The organism is uncultured Campylobacter sp., assembly GCF_938031315.1.
In the GTDB taxonomy this organism is placed as follows: domain Bacteria; phylum Campylobacterota; class Campylobacteria; order Campylobacterales; family Campylobacteraceae; genus Campylobacter_B.
Map to the genome: position 1 here is coordinate 1 of NZ_CALHHT010000432.1, position 17,443 is coordinate 17,443.

Here is a 17,443-nt window from a genome sequence, read left to right on the forward strand (position 1 = left end):
TCTAAAATTAAAATTCCGAAATTTCTCTTAGAAAGGATTAGTTATGGAATTTCGTATCGAAAAAGACACGATGGGCGAGGTTAAGGTTCCGAATGAGAAATATTGGGGTGCGCAGACGCAGCGTAGCCATGAAAATTTCGAGATCGGAGTAGGGCTGGAGACGATGCCTAAAGAGGTCATAGAGGGCTTTGCCTATCTAAAAAAGGCGTGCGCACTTGTTAATCGTAAGCTAGGCCGCCTAGACGAGCCTCGCACCGAGGCGATAGCGCAGGCGTGCGATGAAATTTTAAACGGCAAACTGGACGGAAATTTCCCTCTAGTCGTGTGGCAGACGGGCTCGGGCACGCAGTCGAATATGAATTTAAACGAGGTCGTTTCAAACCGCGCAATGGAGATTTTGGGGTTAAATTTTCGCGATAAGGTGGCACTGGACGTTAAAGACGCAAAATTCGTGCATCCAAACGATCACGTAAATAAAGGCCAGAGCTCAAACGACACCTATCCTACGGCGATGCGAATAGCCTTTGTGCTGGAGCTTCAAAAAAAGCTGCTGCCAGCGATCGAAAAGCTTGAAGCGACGCTGGATAAGAAAAGCGCCGAGTTTGCAAAAATCGTAAAGATCGGTCGCACCCACCTACAAGACGCCACGCCGCTCACGCTAGGGCAAGAATTTAGCGGCTACGCGCATATGCTAAAGGCGAGCAAGGCGCAGATTCTCGCTACTATGCCGTTTTTAGAAGAGCTTGCCATCGGCGGCACCGCGGTAGGCACGGGGCTAAACTCACACCCGAAATTTAGCCAAATGGTAAGCGACGAGCTAAACTCGCTAACGGGCACGGCGTTTAAATTTAAATCCCATCCGAATAAATTTCACGGCCTAACCAGCCACGACGCCGAGGTATTTTTAAGCGGCGCGCTAAACGGCCTGGCGGCAAATTTGATGAAGATCGCAAACGACGTGCGCTGGCTAGCAAGCGGGCCAAGATGTGGTATCGGCGAGATAAATATCCCTGAAAATGAGCCGGGAAGCTCGATAATGCCGGGCAAAGTAAATCCGACGCAGTGCGAGGCCGTCACGATGGTAGCAGCGCAAGTAATGGGCAACCACGTCGCGATCTCCGTCGCCGCAAGCCAGGGTAACTTCGAGCTAAACGTCTTTAAGCCGGTGCTTACGTACAACCTCATCCAAAGCATCCGCCTGCTAAGCGACGCGATGAACAGCTTTGAGAAACACTGCGCTTGCGGAATCACGGCAAACGAGGCTAAAATCGACAAACTGCTGCACGAAAGCCTGATGCTCGTAACCGCGCTAAATCCACACATCGGCTACGCAAATGCCGCCAAGATCGCCAAAACCGCGCATCATAACGGCACGACGCTGCGCGAGGAGGCGATAAAATCGGGCATACTGACCGCCGAGGAATTTGACGCGTGGGTGGTGCCTGAGGATATGATAGCGCCGAAGGAGTAAATTTTAGTTGCTTGACTTTTGGGCTCGGCAGGGTTCGCTCGGCGGAATTCGGCGAGATCAGGGCGTTTCGGCAAAATTTTATCGTTTCGATAAATTTTGATTGTTTCGACGAAATTTGATTGTTTTGCGTGACATGCTCGCCTTGAGTGATTTCGTAGAGCTTGCCTTGCACGGTTTTGCCGAGTTTGTTTTAAAGCGATTTTGCCGAGCCTGATTAAAATCCGTAAATTTGAGAGCGAAATTTGCGGATTAATTTATCTGGACAAAGCGGCTCTTCGGTTCGCTAAAATAGTGAAATTACCGAAGCGGAAGCCGTCTTTTGCCTTTAAATTTCTATCCGTCATTTCGCGCCCCGCCAAATACACATCGAAACTGCCGCTAAGATAAAATTTTAAATGCTTCGTAAGCACCCAAACGATAAAATGCGCCAAAATTTACAAAACGAGGATTTTATGAGGGACTATGATAAGGAGCCGTTGATCATAAACGATTACACCGTCTATCATGTATTTTCTTGGAATATATTTACTTGCATATTGTGTTTTTTGCTTTTAAGTTATGATCTGATTACGACCGGCACTACGGGGAAATTTAGCGCTTTCGGTATCGTTTCTTTAATTTTTGTGACATATTCTTTCATACGGCTAAGAATTTCGGCGGAGCAAAATTTTTCTAAAAATCCGAGCTATTTTTATTTTTCAAACAGCCTGATCCGCTACGTCGAAAATATAGATATGAAAGATAGCATAATTTCCGAAACCAAAATAGCCCCCGATCCGTCCGCAAATATATCTAGTGTTCATTTCTGCGTAGTATGCGAACTAGAAAACTCTTACGGCAGGTTCCATTATTTAAGCTCGTATGAGTTATATAGATATTCAAGCATAGGCGTTCATATAGGCAAACTTGCTCTTTATATAAAGCATCTAATGCTATATTTAATATTTGCTCTGCCGTATAAAATTTACAAGCTCAAAAAGAGCTCGGAGCCCCTTTGGCTGTTAAAAAGAAATTTTGTCGTTAAATTTAACAACAGAAATTACTTTTTAATAAATGCCGTATCTACAAAGGAGTATTATGAGCTGCTGCAATATTTCAAGGCGCTAAACGTAAAAATAGAAGATCGGACCGACTTTATACCGCAGGCTCAAAATAGCGGCTATTTCACCGATAAAAATGGAATTTACAGCGACGGTTTTAACGATACGCAAATTCCGAAGAAAAATTTTAAATGGAAGCTTAGGCGGTTTTTTAGTTTGGATTGAAATTTTAGTCCAAACGGTAAGCCGTTAAATTTCACGAGTAAATAGGGCGGAGTGGGGCAGCGAGGCAAATATTACTTGCTGTTATCTCCAGCCTGCCACAGCTCAAAGTTACGATAAATCAAATCAACTCAGTCATCACTGCAAGCGCAAGGCTATAAAATTTAAATCAGCCCCGCGACCTATCGTTGAAGTCGCGAAGCTACGGCAAGCTAAATTGGTCTCGGTACACAGCCGCGACTATATAAAGCAGCGGCAAGTCGAAATCGATATGTCTCGCCGTAGCAAAACCACGGCGAGTTTGGCTAAAGCCTGTAGAGGATCGGCGTATCTAGTCCAAGCCAGCAATGAGCCAGTCTTAAAACCTAAACCGCTCCAAATCCCTACTTCGCCCCTTTAGGCGGCATAAACGCGGTTAGTTTGATATCCTCGCCCGCCTTGTGTTTATAAAGCTCGATATTTACTAACGCCGTATGGGAGATGTTGCCGTTGGCAAGCTCGCTCGTAGGAAGATCGATCGTAAGCACGTTCGGATTTCCGTTTTTGCAAAGCCCCTCAGCGTTAGGGTCGTACCACGCGCCTTCGAATATCTGCACCACGCCGCGCATTATGTCGCCGCTTACGTTGGCTCCCGCCAAAATTTCGCCGCGAGCGTTATATACGCGCACCAGATCGCCCTGCTTTATGCCGAGCTCTTTAGCGTCCTCGGTATTTATTAGCACCGGCTCACGATCCGCGACGGCGTATCTCCTGCGATTTGAAGTGTTGCTCTGCTGCGAATGCAAGCGGTCATACGGATGGATGCTAAGCAGATGGAATTTCGCGGGCTTTTCCTTCATACCCAGCCACTCGACGGGCTCGAACCACATCGGATGCGCGCCGCAGTCTTTGTAGTTCATCGCAGCAATCGTATCGGAGTAAATTTCGATCAGCCCGCTAGGCGTTCCCAAAGCCTCCAAAACGGGATCGTTTCTAAAATCCTCAAACGTCACGTAGGCGGTACTCTCGGGTGTCTCGTAAAATTCCGTCGGCTCATTTTTCTCCCACCACTGCTCAAAACTCGGCATCTGAATGCCTAAAGCGGTGTTTGCGTTCACGGCGCTTGCCGCCCCTTCATAAAATTCTTTGATCCAGTCCATCTCCGTTTTGCCGCCGTCCGTATAAACCTCGGCAAGCCCGTCTGCGTAAGCCTTGCAAAGGTCGGTAAAAATTTGATAATCGTCCTTCGCGCCGTGCTGCTTGGCGACGACCTGCTTCATCGGGATTATATGCATATTGGAGTAGTCTCCGCTCATCGTGATGTCGTTGCGCTCATACTCCGTCGTGGTCGGGAACACGATGTCCGCCATCTTCGCAGTCGGCGTCCAGTAAATTTCATTTACTACGATGGTGCGCGGCTTGCGCCAAGCTTTGATGTTGGTGTTGGTGTCTTGATGGTGCACGATCGGATTTCCGCCGACCCAGTAGATGAAATCGATCTGCGGATAGGTGATCTTTGCGCCGTTCGCGTCAATCGTCTTGCCCGGATTTAGCAGCACGTCCGCGATACGAGCTAGAGGAAAGGCGACCTTCGCCGTATTTACTAGCCATGCCTGAGTAGCTTCGCCGCCTTGCTTCTGATCCTGCGCAAGCCCTAAAAATTTGCCGTCCTTAACGACGCCGACGCTTGCCGCGTTCATTCCGCCGATCACGCCACCCGCGCAGGTAGGCGCGCCGCCGTTAGCGTAGTGGTAACTAAAGCCGAAGCCTCCTCCTGCAAGTCCGATCTGTCCTAGCATCGCGCACAAAGTTACGATCATCCAGTGCGCCTGCTCACCGTGATGAGCGCGCTGGATACCCCAGCCCGCCATTATCATCGTGCGATTTTCATAAAATTTTATCGCGAGCTCTTTGATTACGTCCGCGCTGATGCCGCAAATTTCACTAGCCCACTCCGGCGTCTTAGCCACGCCGTCGCTCTGCCCCGTGAGGTAGGGTACGAATTTTTCAAAGCCCACGGTGTAGTTTTGTAAAAATTCCTTATCGTATTTGCCCTGCGAGTAGAGGTGCTGCGCCATGCCTAGCATCATCGCTACGTCGGTGTTCGGGCGAGGGGCGATCCATCGCGCCTTGCCCTCGAAATACTTGCCGCTTACGGTTTTGATCGGATCGATGATGATGATCTCTTTGTCGCTGTTTTTTAGCTGCTCGAAATACTTAAATCCCTGCTCGTCCGAACTCGTCCACGCCACGCGAAGCGTAGAGATCGGATTTAGCCCCCAAAAGACCACGACTTTGGAGTTTTCAAGCACTACGGGCCACGAGGTTTGCTGCTCATAGACCTGGTTTGAACCCGTTACGTGCGGCATGATGACCTGTGCCGCGCCCGTAGAGTAATCGCCCGTGACGCCCGTAAAGCCGCCGCTTAAGTTCATAAATCTATGAAGCAGCGTCCTTGAGACATGCACGTTGCCCGTGCTCTGCCAGCCATAGCTGCCGGCAAACACCGAGTCCGCGCCCTTTTGCTCGCGCGTCTTTTTAAGCTCGCGCGCGACGAGTTTGATCGCGTCTTCATATTTTACCTCGACCCATTCGTCAAGCCCGCGAAGCTCGGGCTTAGGGTTATCGGGATCGGCGAGGTAAGATTTTCGCACCATCGGCGCTTTGATGCGCGTATTATAAACGAGATCCGCCATCGTATTTTGAAGAGTATTTGGAATTTTAGAGGTGATCTTCCACGGCGCGGATTTTACGATCTTGCCGTTTTTAACGCTCGCTTTTAAAATTCCCCATCGCGCCGCGGTTAAAATTTCGCCGTTTTTCTTAAGTGCGGTGAGTTTATCCGCCGCGAGCATTGAGCTTGGGATGAGCGGAAGCGCCGAGACCGCCGCGCCGAGCTTTAAAAAATTTCGTCTTTTCATTTCATATCCTTTAAATTTACGTCCTTGGAGTGCTTTTGCAGATACTGCACCACCGTCCAGCTCTCATCCTTGCTAATAGGCGTGCGCGAAAGCATCGATTTGATGTAGCCCGGCCATCTGTTGGCTTCGTAGCTGACGGGCTGGTGCAGAGCGTGACAGACGCTACACGAGGCTTCAAATTTCTCCTTCGCGCCCGCGAAAATTTTATCCACGTCGCCGCTTAGCGCACCCTCGTCGGTGCAGGCGGTTATTTTAACCTTATTAAAGCCGTCCTCTTCGCCCAAGCTCTCGCTTTGAAATTTAGCCTGCTTCGAAAACGCCACCGCGATTATGCGCGCTTTAGGCGTGAAATAAATAACGTTGGGCGCCTTTGGATTTTGATAGCCTATGAGCGAAAATTTCACCACTCCGTCCTTGACCTCCAAGACCTCTATGGCATTCGTAGGCAGCAGCCTGCCGTCCTTATGCGACAAATCGCCGCTTACGCTTACCTGCTTTAGCACCGTGCCGTAAAGCGTCTCGCCCGCCTTAACCTCGGCGTTTGCACAGCTTGCGATCACGGCCGCAAGAGCCGCCGCAGCCGCAATAGAATTTAAAAACTTCATGCTTATCCTTTCTTAAAATTTTAAAAACTTCTCGTAAATCTGCCGTATAAAAAACTCGCAAACATCACGGCCAAAACAGCCGCGAATGCCGCAAACGCTACCTGCGCGCACTGCGCCGCGTCTGCAAATTTAATGCTCGGCACCAGATAAAATCCCTCGCCGTAAAATCCACCGAAAAAGCTCTGCACATCGCTAAGCGCGGTGCCTGCGGGGAAGGACGGGGTGCCCGTGCAGCTTACGGGGCGAAATAGCTCCGGCAGCAGGCTATCAAGCGGCGCCGCAAAAGGAAATGCAGGCGCTACGAGGCAATTTGCCGTATCTGCGGCGGGGTGCGGCGCGGAGCTTTGTAAATAGCCGTATATCGCACCTGCAAAGCCGAGCGCGTAGGCAACGAGCCTTGTTATGAAGCTAAAGGACATCAGTAAGCCGATGAGCGCGCCCGCGCCCGCCACGGCAAAGCCCAGACGCACGAGGGCGCCCATCTGCGTAGGCGACATAAAAAGGTAACGCTGAAAGAAAAAATATGATGCCGCAAGATAGCTTGCGCTTATCACAAAGAGCCAAAACCACGGCGTAGCCGTATTTTGCCACGCGTAAATCTTTAAAATCAATCTATTCAAGATCTCCTCCATCTTATAAAATTCTTAAGAATACTTTTTAATCTTAAGATTTAAATTTATGAGGGAATTATAGCAGTAAAAGATAAAAATTTAGGTCCGTATTGCCCTAAATATCGGAGTTTTATAAGCTTTAAGCTTAACGTATAAAATTTCAATTTTAAAATTTGACGCTCCTTGCGTGGCGGCGGAAAGTTTTTGAGATATGAAATTAAAACGGTAGATTTTATAAAATTTTATCTTTGTCGGGATCTGTTTTGAGGAAAAATATATCGATTTCAAAACTCCGTAGCTCCAGCACCCAATAAATATTATGAAGATGATATAATGAGCCGAAATTTTGAATAATATCACTTTATAATTTAAGGACGAGGTGCAGTGTGAAATTTAGCATAAATGCCGTTATCGGCGGGGTGGATGATGTGCCGATCTACATGCCGGATATTGTAAGAGCGACAAGGCAAGAGATTAAAAGGGTTTTTAGCAATTTTGAAATGGAGTCTCTACAAAAGATCGATATTTGCCTTTGTTTGAGTGGGGAAGTATCGAGATATTTTCCAAAATCGGGGATTTATCAACCGAAATATTATCTTAAAAGCAAAAAAATTATCGCGTATATTCATTTTAGCTCAGATGAGTGGGGCTCCGATAAAAAGGCGAACGTAGATAAATTTTTAGAAAAGTTCAAGCAGTATCTTATGGAGCTTGGAGATATTGCCGGGCGGAAGATTGCGAATAATAATTTAGAGTTTGACGATACGCAGTACAAAGACAATATAAATAAAATTTTTGAAAATTTAGTAGTAAATTGTTGAAATAAAATTTAAAAGGGCTATCTATCTGAAGCGGTAAAATTCCACTTCAGATAAAGTAGGCGCTAGCCGAGCCCGTGAAATTCCAAACACCTTAAAGCGCAAATAGCGATGAGGTGAGTTTGGAATTTCATCATCAACGATAATTTAAATTTTACCTGAAAGCTTATTGGCTAGCTTAAAGCGCCTTGGTTGGCGCCCCGTAGAATTTCAACGCGCCGTTAAGCAAGCGATGAGCGAGCCGCGCAAGAGCGGTCTTGCGCGAGCGCTAAATCGCGGCTTTTAGCGCTTCAAATTTCGCGTCTTGCTCGGCTAGCAGCTGTCCTTTCTCGTCGCGCGAGACGTAAATTTTAAAGATATTCTCGCCCGCCTTGTCGTAAAAGCCCACAAATTTCGAGAGCATCCCCATGAAAGTCTGCGTCACAAGGATGATCTTATCGATCTCATCCGTCTTTAGATGACCTCCCAAAATGCCCAGCCCATGCGCCTCATCGCCGTTTGCGCCCATGCCGAAATTATAATATCCCTGCGCGCTCTTGCCGCTTGGGATCTTGGTTTTAAACTCGATGATGAAGCTCGGCGTATTTTTCACGAAAAGCACCTCGCCCCAACTCTCAAGCTCCCTAATGACCTCGCCGAATTTATCGCCGCCCGCGCTCTTTCCGAAGCGCTCGGGCAAGTTTAGCAGTACGTCGATCTCCTTGGCGCCGAGCTCTTTGCAGATCTGCGCGATCGAAATTTTAGGGTTTTGCGCGAACAGCGCCTCGATTCTCTCTTTCATTTTCATCCTTTCTAAAATAAAATTTTGAGCGTCATTATAATATAAAAATTCTAAGTTACAGATAATGGCAATCAATTAAAGAGGATTTGAAAAGCTTATTCTAAGAAAAATTTAGCGCTACAAAGTGCTTATGCATAGAATTTTAAGTGATAATACAAAGAATTTTATCTGCACGGAATTTTATAATTCTAAAATTCCGCAAATCTTTAGAGCTTTATCATAGCGGATCGTATCCGAAGCGATTGGACCCGCTATCGCCGCGCTGCACGAAAAATACAAGCAGCACTATCCAACCCACAAATGATACCAAAAGCCCGATATCGCCGAAAAAAGCACCCACGATCGGCATTAAAATAAGCAGAAAAAACCAGCCGCTTCTATCGGTGTCATGTAGTCGCCTGACCGATACAGCAATGGCTGGCACGAGCATAGCTAGCTGAAAAAGCGCATCTATAATGCCGATTTCTTGATGGACGATTTTGCCGGCTATTATTTGATTATACCCTATCGTAGTGCCTAAAACGCCATCTATCAAGCTCAAAACAATCCCGCCAAGCACGGTAAATAGAAAAAACCACCAGTACTCCGACCTCGATGCTCGCCCGCTAAATGCGGCGTATTTTTGCTTTACGCAAGTTTGCACAGACTCCATAAAAGTCATTTAAAACTCCTTTTTTAAAATAATATAGGATTATACTAATCGCCCCTTAAATTTAAATACCTAAAACTCCCGCCCGTTCATCTGCCTTACGTGATACGCCAGATGCACTAGGCCGTAGCCGCCTTTTGAAGCGGTAACCTCCCTAGTGCCATAAACCGCCGAAACATTTAGAATTACCGAAGCTAACCACCCTATGGCAAATACTAAGGCGAAAAGCTGTGAGTCAAGCGCTATCAAGACTAGAGTTACTATCTCCGTAGCTGCAATAACATAAAACGCTCTTAGATAGTTTTTCTCTCCGCTGCAATCGTAAAGCTCTTTACTAACTAGCAGTTGATAGATCAGATATACCGCTGTGCATACACAATAAATGCTTATCATAAAAACTGATGGTTTAAACAATTCAAATCCTACAAATATAGTGCTTACTGCGCTTATAGCCGAGGAAACCCCGACTAACACGGCGTTTGATAGCAGATCGGTGCTGCGTATAGCGCGCGCTAAAAAATATAGCCCCACAGCTAGGCATATCATCGATATAAGTCCGACACCTTCCAACGCACCCACTTTATCTACATTCTTGATATATCTGCCTACCGCATTTAACGCCTCAAGCCCAAACGCTATGTAAAGGGTAGTTTTGGCAGTAGATAGATTTTCGCTCTGCTCTTTAGCATCATCCGCATAAACATACAGGATTGCTCCCGCGCCTACGGATACATTTAGCTTTCGCACCATATCAGGCAACCTAAAAAAGTCGCTAATAAGCCAAATTAAAAACAAAACATTGGGCACCGAGAAAATAACCATAAAATGAAAAAAGCCCTGTTCTATATCTTTTAGGTCTGATGCTTGCACGCCTAAATCCGGACGAGACGAGTTTATAAGCGCTAACAGATCGTTACCTTCTATACTCGTCCACATGACAGTAACCACTGCTAAAAAAAGCCAGATGAGAAATGGTAAGCCGCCTAAAAGCTGAAAAATCGCGGAGATTATACGCCCAAGATAAAATCTATGCGCGCCGAAAGGCCCGAGGAACATATAAAACGCGTAGGCTTTATTTAGATCGTAAGCCTTAGCTGAGCTTTGCGTAGAGTTAATTCTATCGGAATTTAAGGAAGCTGAATTTTGCCAAGTGGAATTTTGCTCCACAAAATTCTGCGAGTTCGCAGCATTTTCGGTAGAATTCAAACTTTTAGCGTTAGAATCTTGCTCGCTAGAGCCTGTAGCGGCAGAATCTCGCAAAATAGAATTTTCTTCATCTAGGCCTTGAGCTGCAAAAGCTAAATTTTGCTCCGCAGAATTCTGTGGAGTAAAATTTTGCCTTATGGAAGTGGAATTTTGCTCTATAGAATTCTGAGCCGCGAAATTTTGCTCGCTAGTATTATCCGCCGCAAGAGCTTCTTGCGCTAAATCTAAATTCTCAGGTTGCTCCTGTGGCTTCTCGTCCAAGGGCTTTTTTTCTTCGCCACTTTTACGTCTTATACTGGCTAGCGACGCAGGATTGCTGCTGCCGCCCCAAATATCTTCGCCCATCTGCTCTCCTTGATTTTTAAAGCAATTTTACCTGAAATTTAAGGAATTTTTGTATATTCGCCGCTACAAATTCAAAACAAAGGACAAAAATGCCAACAGTAACATTTCAAGGAAAGCCCGTAGAGTTAAGCGGGCAAGAGATAAATCTAGGCGATCGCGCGCCGCAAGTGCGCTTAGTAGCTCAAGATCTAAGCGAAATCGAGATCGCTAGCGGCAAGCACGTGCAAATTATCGTCGCCGTGCCGTCGCTAGATACGCCCGTCTGCGCGACGGAGGCACGTAAGTTCAACGAGCGCGCCGCATCGCTTCCTAACACTGAAGTAATCGTCGTTTCGATGGATTTACCGTTTGCGATGGGGAGGTTTTGTACGACTGAGGGGATCAAAAATCTACGCGTTGCAAGCGATTTCCGCGATAAGGAATTTTGCCGCCGCTACGGCACTCTCATCGCCAGCGGCGCATTAGCAGGTCTCAGCGCCAGAGCGATCTTCGTCATAGATACCGCAGGCGTTGTGGTTTATAAAGAGCTCGTAAGCGACATAGCCTCTGAGCCCGACTACGACGCAGCCCTAGATTTTGCAGAGCTCGTCGCTCGCAACAGCTGCTCTAACTGAGCAAGATAATAGATCCAAGGTTTGGATAATTTTCGCCTCGCTTTAGTTCGCTACTTTAAGCAAATTCGCCCTACTGCAAGTAAAAAAAGAAGTAGGGCGCTTAAAATCCACTTCAATTTTACGCTTTAATTTTCGCTCCATCGTACGCAAAGCTTGTTAGCGCACTGCGATAGCAAGCGGATGAAAACAAAATTTATAGGATTACTCGCCGCTAGATTTTAAATTTAGCTATAGCGAGAGTTAAAATTTTAAAATTTGCTCGCTTAGCTACTACGCGCGATAAATTCGCTAAAAGTTATCTCACTGGCGTGAAATTTAACTCCGAGCGAGGCGAGTTTGTCTTGCAGCGGCAGTGCTAGCTCCTCTATGCCGTTAAATACGCAAAGCGGCAAATTTTGCGCCCTCTCCTTGGTCGCCGCAAAGCTCTCGTCGTCAAAAAATTTCTTTAAAAACACGAGCGTTTTTACCTTATCCGCGCCCAAGTCCAGGGTAAAAACGCTGAAATATTTATATTCGGGCTCCTCGCGCGCTTCATCTTTCCGCGCATAGTCGTCCACCAGCTCGCGATAAAATTCGTTGTTTAAATCAGCAAGCGACGCGATCAGCTCAATAGAGCAAGGCGCCTCAAGCGCGGCAAGTGCGGTTAAAATTTCTTCAAATTTAACGATGTCGTCCGCAACCTTTATCGGCTCCCAAGAGCCAGCGTCGTGATAGGCAAAATACACGGGTGAAGCGTCACCAAGAGCAAAATCCACAAAAAACGGATCGTCCATGCCGTTACGCGCGATGACCCGCCAGCTCTTGCGCCACTGCCCGGGCGTATCGTCTGCTAGCTCCTCGCCAGTTTTGCGGTCAGTAAGTCTATATCCTTCCTGAAAACTCTCAAACTCGCCCTCATCGGGATAGAAAAACGGCAGCAAAATGGACTCTGAAACGATGCGTTTGCGGATAAAATTTCGGATTAAATTTGGAATTTGCACGGCGCGGCCTTTGGGTTAAATTTGAGCGAATTTTAGCAGAGTTTTTAGTTCGCGTAAAATTTAAGCGTAAAAAGACAAGCGGAAGTATTTTAAGATGGATTTGAATGTTGTTGCAGATTTTGCGACCAAGACTAGGCGTGTAGCCTGTCGCAGGGAGCAAAATCAAAACTCATTCAAAGACGCTTAAAAGCCAAGTAAATTTTAAAGGAGAAATAATGATTTTAAAAGGAAAAAAGGGCCTCATCGTCGGCGTCGCTAACGCCAAATCTATCGCTTACGGCATCGCCGAAGCTTGTCACGCGCAGGGTGCGCAGATGGCGTTTACCTACCTAAACGACGCGCTGAAAAAACGCGTAGAGCCGATAGCGGAGGAGTTTGGGAGCAAATTCGTCTACGAACTTGACGTAAATAACCAAGCCCACCTGGACGGCCTTGCAGATCGCATCAAAGCAGACCTTGGCGAGATAGATTTCGTCGTGCACGCAGTGGCCTACGCGCCAAAAGAAGCGCTTGAGGGCGAGTTTGTAAACACGAGCAAAGAAGCCTTTGATATCGCGATGGGCACGAGCGTTTATTCGCTACTAAGCCTTACTCGCGCGGTGTTACCGGTGCTAAAAGAGGGCGGCTCGGTCCTTACACTCACATATCTTGGCGGACCAAAATTCGTGCCTCACTACAACGTAATGGGCGTCGCAAAAGCAGCACTTGAAAGCTCCGTGCGCTATCTCGCTCACGATCTTGGCGCGCGCGGTATCCGCGTAAACGCCATCAGTGCAGGCCCGATCAAAACGCTTGCGGCAAGCGGCATAGGCGATTTTAGAATGATTTTACGCTACAACGAAGTAAATAGCCCGCTAAAACGCAACGTCACTACGCAGGACGTCGGCAACAGCGCGATGTATCTGCTTAGTGACCTTGCTAGCGGCGTGACCGGCGAGGTGCACTACGTCGACTGCGGCTACAACATCATGGGCATGGGCGACGTGGCTACCGACGCCGAGGGTAAGACGATCCTTGCGTGGGATACGGCCAAGGCCGAATAAGCGGCGTGCAAAAGGGAAAATTTGACATGCACGGTGTATTACGAGGCTAGGCACAAAACTATAGCAGAAAGCGGCGTAGAGGGTATCGCCGCCGTTTTGCGAGGTGATGACGAGGCCGAAAAGGCCTCGCTTCTGTTGTGTTTAGATTATTACCTTGATCCCTATTACGGCTGCACGCTGGCGCATGAGAGCGAGATTTTCGCCCTTTTGCAGGAGCTGCTTCTTACCGAGCGCTCGCAAGCTATCAGAGACGATATTTTGCAGCTTCTGGGCGATTACTGCGGCGGTTTTAGCGTGCTGCGAAGTAGGATTTGCGAGGCGTCCGGCGAGCTTTTGCCGGGTATCAAGCGCTTGATCGAAAGATAAATTTAACGACCGGCGCGCTTTTGCGCACGGTAATTGCGTCGCGGCGAGCGGTAGTGAAATTTGCCGCGCCTTCGCATACGCCCCTTTTTGTTGCGAAAATGCGGCAGCGTAAAATTTTAAGGTTGGAAGCGGCGATGAAAACCTCGGATGAGCGAGGAGTTCTATTAGGCGCGTACCTAAAAACGGCATGAAGATAGAGGATTATTTCAGAGCCGTTTTTGAAAAAAGCGGTAAAAGCCGTTAGGAAGGAGCTTAATGAAAAAGGATTATATCTGCGTATTTGACTGCGAGACGATCCCAGACGTAGCGGCGCTGGTGCGGGTGCTGGATGAGGACGCGATCGCGGACTGCTTTGAGCCTTTCGATAAAAAAAGCTTTGCAAAGCTTTTTGACGCGCAGCTCTCGCAAAAGATCGGCGGCGAGAAGCAAAGTGCGCCTTTAAATTTTGCTGTAAATTCGGCGGAGCAGAATTTTAAAATAGAAAATTCCGAGCAAAATTCCGCGCCGCAAAGCTTTACGCAGCAAGACGTCGCGTCTCAAAGCTTCGCCAGTGAAAATTCCGCTGAAAATCTCGCGCAGAGAAATTTTACGAGCGAAAATTCCATGTCGCAAAATACGGCGCCCAAAAATTCCGCATCGCTAAATTTAACCTACGACGATACCGTGTCTCAAAGCTCCGCAGCACAGGGCTCTGCGGTAGAAAATTCCGCGTTCCGAAGCCCTGCGCCTCAGAGCTTCGCGGCGGAAAGCTCTGCGCTCCAAAGCTCAAAGAGCGAAAATCTCGCTTCAAATTCCGCGCAAGATCCAGCGCTAAATTTTAAAATTTACGGCGAGCAACCGATCTTTAACGCGGATAAAAGCAAAATTTTAAACCACAAATTGCTCTCGCTTAGGGCGATGGAGATTTTCAAAGAAAAAACCGGCAGCGAATTCCTACCCGTCTGCTTCCACCGCGTCGTTAGCATTAGCGCCGTGATGGCGGACGGATTCGGCAGGTTTTTGCGTGTCTCGACGCTTGAGGGCGAGAACGAGCGCGATAAAATCGCAAAATTCCTAGCCTTCATCGAGGATTTTAATCCGCGGCTCGTGAGCTTCAACGGGCGCGGGTTCGATCTGCCGATGATTATGGCGCGCGCGATGTGCTATGATCTAAGCGCCGCGGCGTATTTTGAGACGAACGATCGCGATAACAATAAGAGCAAATGGGAGAACTACCGCAGCCGCTACGACGGGCGGTTTCATCTGGATTTGCTCGATCACATCAGCGATTTTGGCGCCGTGCGCGGGCTCAAGCTTGATCATCTCTGCGCCAGCGTGGGTTTGCCGGGCAAATACGACGTGCACGGCGATCAGGTCTTGCAGCTGTATTACGCAGGCGAGCAGGCCAAGATCGACGAGTACTGCAGATCCGACGTGCTCAACACCTACTGGCTGTTTTTGAAATACGAGCTTTTGCGCGGTAAGATCACCAAGGACGATTATCTGAATTACATCGCGGTGATGGGCGAATTTTTGCAAAAAGAGTGCGCGGGCATGAGCTATACGCCCGTTTTTTGCGACTTTATAGAAAGGGAGCTGGCGGCATATGCGAAGTGAAATTTTTAAAATTTTAAAAGGCGCGGTTTTGGGTGCGCTGTTTTTGCTCTGCGGCGCGGTCGCGGACGAGGCTAAATTTAAACCGATGCTGCTTAAAGAGTACGTCCCCGGCATGAATATTACAGGCTGGGTCGTTAGCGAGAAGCTAGACGGCGTGCGCGCGATCTGGGACGGCAAAAATCTGCGCTCCAGGCGCGGCAAGATCATAAACGCTCCCGAGGGCTGGAGCGCGGGCTTTCCGCCGTTTTTCGTGGACGGCGAGCTATACACGGCGCGCGGAGAGTTTGAACAGCTCGTCTCGATCGTCTCTTCTAGCGTGCCCGATGAGCGGTGGAGCAGGGTGAAATTTTACGCGTTTGACCTGCCGAAGGAGCAGAAAAACCTAAGCGCGAAGATGGAAATTTTAAGAAATTTTATCGCCTCAAGCGGCGCGCAAAATTTGCTCATCGTGCAGCAAACTCCGGTAAGCACGCACGCCGACGTGCAGGCGTATTTCGATCGCGTCATTGCCGCAGGCGGCGAGGGGGTCGTACTGCGCGATCCAAACGCGCTTTATGAGAGCGGGCGCAGCGATAAAATTTTAAAATACAAAAAGACGCACGATAGCGATTGCAAGGTCGTAAAAATCAACCCGGGCTACGGCAAAAACGAGGGTAAGATGGGTTCGCTTAGCTGCGTGGATCTACGTAGCGGAGCGAAATTTAAAGTAGGCACGGGCTTTAGCGACGAGATGCGGGCAAATCCGCCTAAGGTGGGCACGATCATCACCTATCAATACCAAAATTTAACCCGCGAGAAAAAGCCGCGCTTCCCCGTATTTTTGCGCGTGCGACCAGCGATTTAATCTAAGGGGCTATAATCGCGTATTTTGATAAATTTGATCCGAAGGAGAATAGATGAAAATTTTAATCACAGGCGGCGCTGGATACATCGGTAGCCACGTCGCAAAGGCGCTTTTAGAGGCAAACCGCCACGACGTCGTCATACTGGATAATCTTTGCAAAGGCTCAATGCGAGCGATCGAGGCGCTTCGCGACGTGGGCGAGTTTGAGTTCGTGCAGGAAAGCCTAGAAAACACCCCCGCAATCGAGAAGCTTTTTAAGCGTGAGAAGTTTGATGCGATCATTCACTTTGCGGCGTTTATCGAGGTTTTTGAAAGCACGCAAAATCCGCTAAAATACTATCTAAACAACACCGCCAACGCGATGAATTTGATCGCGCTTGCGAACAAATACGGCGTGAAAGACTTTATCTTTAGCTCCACTGCGGCGACCTACGGCGAGCCGGATATCCCGCAAGTAAGCGAGGAAACTCCGCAAAACCCGATCAATCCGTACGGCAGAAGCAAGCTGATGGTCGAGTGGGTGCTAAAAGACGCGGCGGCGGCAAATCCGAATTTTAAATATGGAATTTTGCGCTACTTCAACGTTGCAGGTGCGGCTAGCGACGGCACGATCGGGCAAAACTACCCGAACGCGACGCATCTAATTAAGGTAGCGACTCAAACGATCGTCGGTAAACGCGATAAGATGAGCATTTTCGGCGATGATTACGACACCAAGGACGGCACCTGCATACGCGACTACATCCACGTAGAGGACCTCGCAAGCGCGCATCTGGCAGTGCTTGATTATCTACAAAGCAATGATAGCGCAGTATTTAACGTAGGCTACGGCACGGGCTTTAGCGTAAAAGAGGTCGTCAATGAAGCTAAAAAAGTAAGCGGCGTGGATTTTAAAGTGGAGATCGCTCCGCGCAGAGCGGGGGATCCTGCCTGCCTCATCTCAAACGCGGATAAAATTCGCACCAAAACCTCCTGGCATCCCGAGCACGAGAGCCTGGATGAGATCATCCTAAGCGCGCTTAATTGGGAAAAGAAGCTTTAAGCGCGGCTTTGCGAGGCTAAATTTGAGCGGCTTTTTAAAATTTGCTTGCGACGCGGCGCGCGGAATTTTACTGCATGCTTTATGTGCTCGCACGGCGTGCGGCGAGGCTTTGCGAGCGATTGCGAGCCTAAGCTTAAAACAAAATTTCGGCTTTGAAATTTTAAAGCAGGGCTTAAAATTTGTGTTTGCGCTCGCTTTTTTCGGACGAAATTTTTGTTTTAAAATTTACGCGCGCCGTAAATTTAAAGACGGCTCGCGAAAAAGAAGCTCTTTGGCGTCTCCGACAGCGGCGATAACGGCTGTGCCTACG

Annotated in this window: 17 protein-coding genes; 10 read left to right on the top strand and 7 right to left on the bottom strand. The window is 48.1% G+C overall.

The window, feature by feature from the left end; translation table 11 throughout:
* Positions 1 to 43: 43 nt before the first annotated feature.
* Together fumC and Q0236_RS10755 are read left to right on the top strand one after the other, a co-directional pair.
* Complete coding sequence (gene fumC, locus Q0236_RS10750; RefSeq protein ID WP_297917719.1) at positions 44 to 1,471, top strand: class II fumarate hydratase; 1,428 nt, start codon at positions 44 to 46, stop codon at positions 1,469 to 1,471.
* A gap of 452 nt (positions 1,472 to 1,923) precedes the next feature.
* Entirely contained in the window at positions 1,924 to 2,736 is an 813-nt protein-coding gene (locus tag Q0236_RS10755; protein ID WP_297917721.1) for a hypothetical protein, read from the top strand.
* Between the two features lie 380 nt (positions 2,737 to 3,116).
* On the opposite strand, the gene Q0236_RS10760 is transcribed toward Q0236_RS10755, so the two are convergent.
* The 3 genes from Q0236_RS10760 to Q0236_RS10770 are packed head-to-tail and all read right to left on the bottom strand — an operon-like array spanning position 3,117 to position 6,858.
* Positions 3,117 to 5,633, bottom strand: a complete 2,517-nt coding sequence (locus Q0236_RS10760) for a molybdopterin guanine dinucleotide-containing S/N-oxide reductase (RefSeq protein WP_297917723.1) — start codon at positions 5,631 to 5,633, stop codon at positions 3,117 to 3,119.
* A complete protein-coding gene (locus Q0236_RS10765; protein ID WP_297917725.1) occupies positions 5,630 to 6,238 on the bottom strand; it encodes a cytochrome C in 609 nt (202 codons plus the stop codon). The genes Q0236_RS10760 and Q0236_RS10765 overlap by 4 nt, the downstream gene beginning before the upstream one ends.
* A gap of 20 nt (positions 6,239 to 6,258) precedes the next feature.
* Positions 6,259 to 6,858, bottom strand: a complete 600-nt coding sequence (locus tag Q0236_RS10770; RefSeq protein ID WP_297917727.1) for a disulfide bond formation protein B — start codon at positions 6,856 to 6,858, stop codon at positions 6,259 to 6,261.
* 377 nt (positions 6,859 to 7,235) lie between these two features.
* On the opposite strand from Q0236_RS10770, the gene Q0236_RS10775 reads away from it, so the two are divergent.
* The gene (locus Q0236_RS10775) at positions 7,236 to 7,670 is read left to right on the top strand and encodes an Imm12 family immunity protein (protein WP_297917730.1); all 435 of its coding nucleotides are present in this window, start codon (positions 7,236 to 7,238) and stop codon (positions 7,668 to 7,670) included.
* Between the two features lie 265 nt (positions 7,671 to 7,935).
* Here Q0236_RS10775 and hutX read toward each other — a convergent pair whose 3' ends face one another.
* From hutX to Q0236_RS10790, 3 genes are all read right to left on the bottom strand, one after another.
* Positions 7,936 to 8,448, bottom strand: coding sequence for a heme utilization cystosolic carrier protein HutX (hutX, locus tag Q0236_RS10780; protein WP_040304324.1), 513 nt, complete (start codon positions 8,446 to 8,448; stop codon positions 7,936 to 7,938).
* Between the two features lie 217 nt (positions 8,449 to 8,665).
* A complete protein-coding gene (locus Q0236_RS10785; RefSeq protein ID WP_297917733.1) occupies positions 8,666 to 9,109 on the bottom strand; it encodes a DUF805 domain-containing protein in 444 nt (147 codons plus the stop codon).
* Between the two features lie 60 nt (positions 9,110 to 9,169).
* Positions 9,170 to 10,648: a TM2 domain-containing protein gene (locus Q0236_RS10790; RefSeq protein ID WP_297917736.1), complete on the bottom strand. Its 1,479-nt coding sequence runs from the start codon at positions 10,646 to 10,648 to the stop codon at positions 9,170 to 9,172.
* An 89-nt stretch (positions 10,649 to 10,737) separates the two neighbouring features.
* Between Q0236_RS10790 and tpx the strand changes: the two genes are divergently transcribed.
* Positions 10,738 to 11,262, top strand: coding sequence for a thiol peroxidase (gene tpx, locus Q0236_RS10795; protein WP_005872978.1), 525 nt, complete (start codon positions 10,738 to 10,740; stop codon positions 11,260 to 11,262).
* 263 nt (positions 11,263 to 11,525) lie between these two features.
* Here the strand turns inward: tpx and Q0236_RS10800 are convergent, their stop codons facing one another.
* Positions 11,526 to 12,242 carry a hypothetical protein gene (locus Q0236_RS10800; protein WP_297917739.1) on the bottom strand — a complete coding sequence of 239 codons (717 nt, stop codon included), beginning with the start codon at positions 12,240 to 12,242 and terminating at the stop codon, positions 11,526 to 11,528.
* A 215-nt stretch (positions 12,243 to 12,457) separates the two neighbouring features.
* Here Q0236_RS10800 and fabI point away from each other — a divergent pair, with 215 nt between their 5' ends.
* The 6 genes from fabI to Q0236_RS10830 form a co-directional block, all read left to right on the top strand.
* Positions 12,458 to 13,285 (top strand): enoyl-ACP reductase FabI, encoded by an 828-nt coding sequence (gene fabI / locus Q0236_RS10805; RefSeq protein ID WP_297917744.1) that lies wholly within the window; start codon positions 12,458 to 12,460, stop codon positions 13,283 to 13,285.
* A 21-nt stretch (positions 13,286 to 13,306) separates the two neighbouring features.
* A complete protein-coding gene (locus Q0236_RS10810) occupies positions 13,307 to 13,651 on the top strand; it encodes a hypothetical protein (protein WP_297917747.1) in 345 nt (114 codons plus the stop codon).
* 255 nt (positions 13,652 to 13,906) lie between these two features.
* A complete protein-coding gene (locus Q0236_RS10815) occupies positions 13,907 to 15,247 on the top strand; it encodes a 3'-5' exonuclease (protein ID WP_297917750.1) in 1,341 nt (446 codons plus the stop codon).
* The gene (locus Q0236_RS10820) at positions 15,237 to 16,091 is read left to right on the top strand and encodes a DNA ligase (protein WP_297917753.1); all 855 of its coding nucleotides are present in this window, start codon (positions 15,237 to 15,239) and stop codon (positions 16,089 to 16,091) included. Before Q0236_RS10815 ends, Q0236_RS10820 begins: the two co-directional genes overlap by 11 nt.
* Before the next feature lie 52 nt (positions 16,092 to 16,143).
* On the top strand, positions 16,144 to 17,133 hold the full coding sequence (galE, locus tag Q0236_RS10825) for a UDP-glucose 4-epimerase GalE (RefSeq protein ID WP_297917756.1): 990 nt from the start codon (positions 16,144 to 16,146) through the stop codon (positions 17,131 to 17,133).
* A 22-nt stretch (positions 17,134 to 17,155) separates the two neighbouring features.
* Positions 17,156 to 17,443 (top strand): hypothetical protein (locus Q0236_RS10830; protein WP_297917759.1); only part of this gene is annotated, 288 nt, incomplete at its 3' end.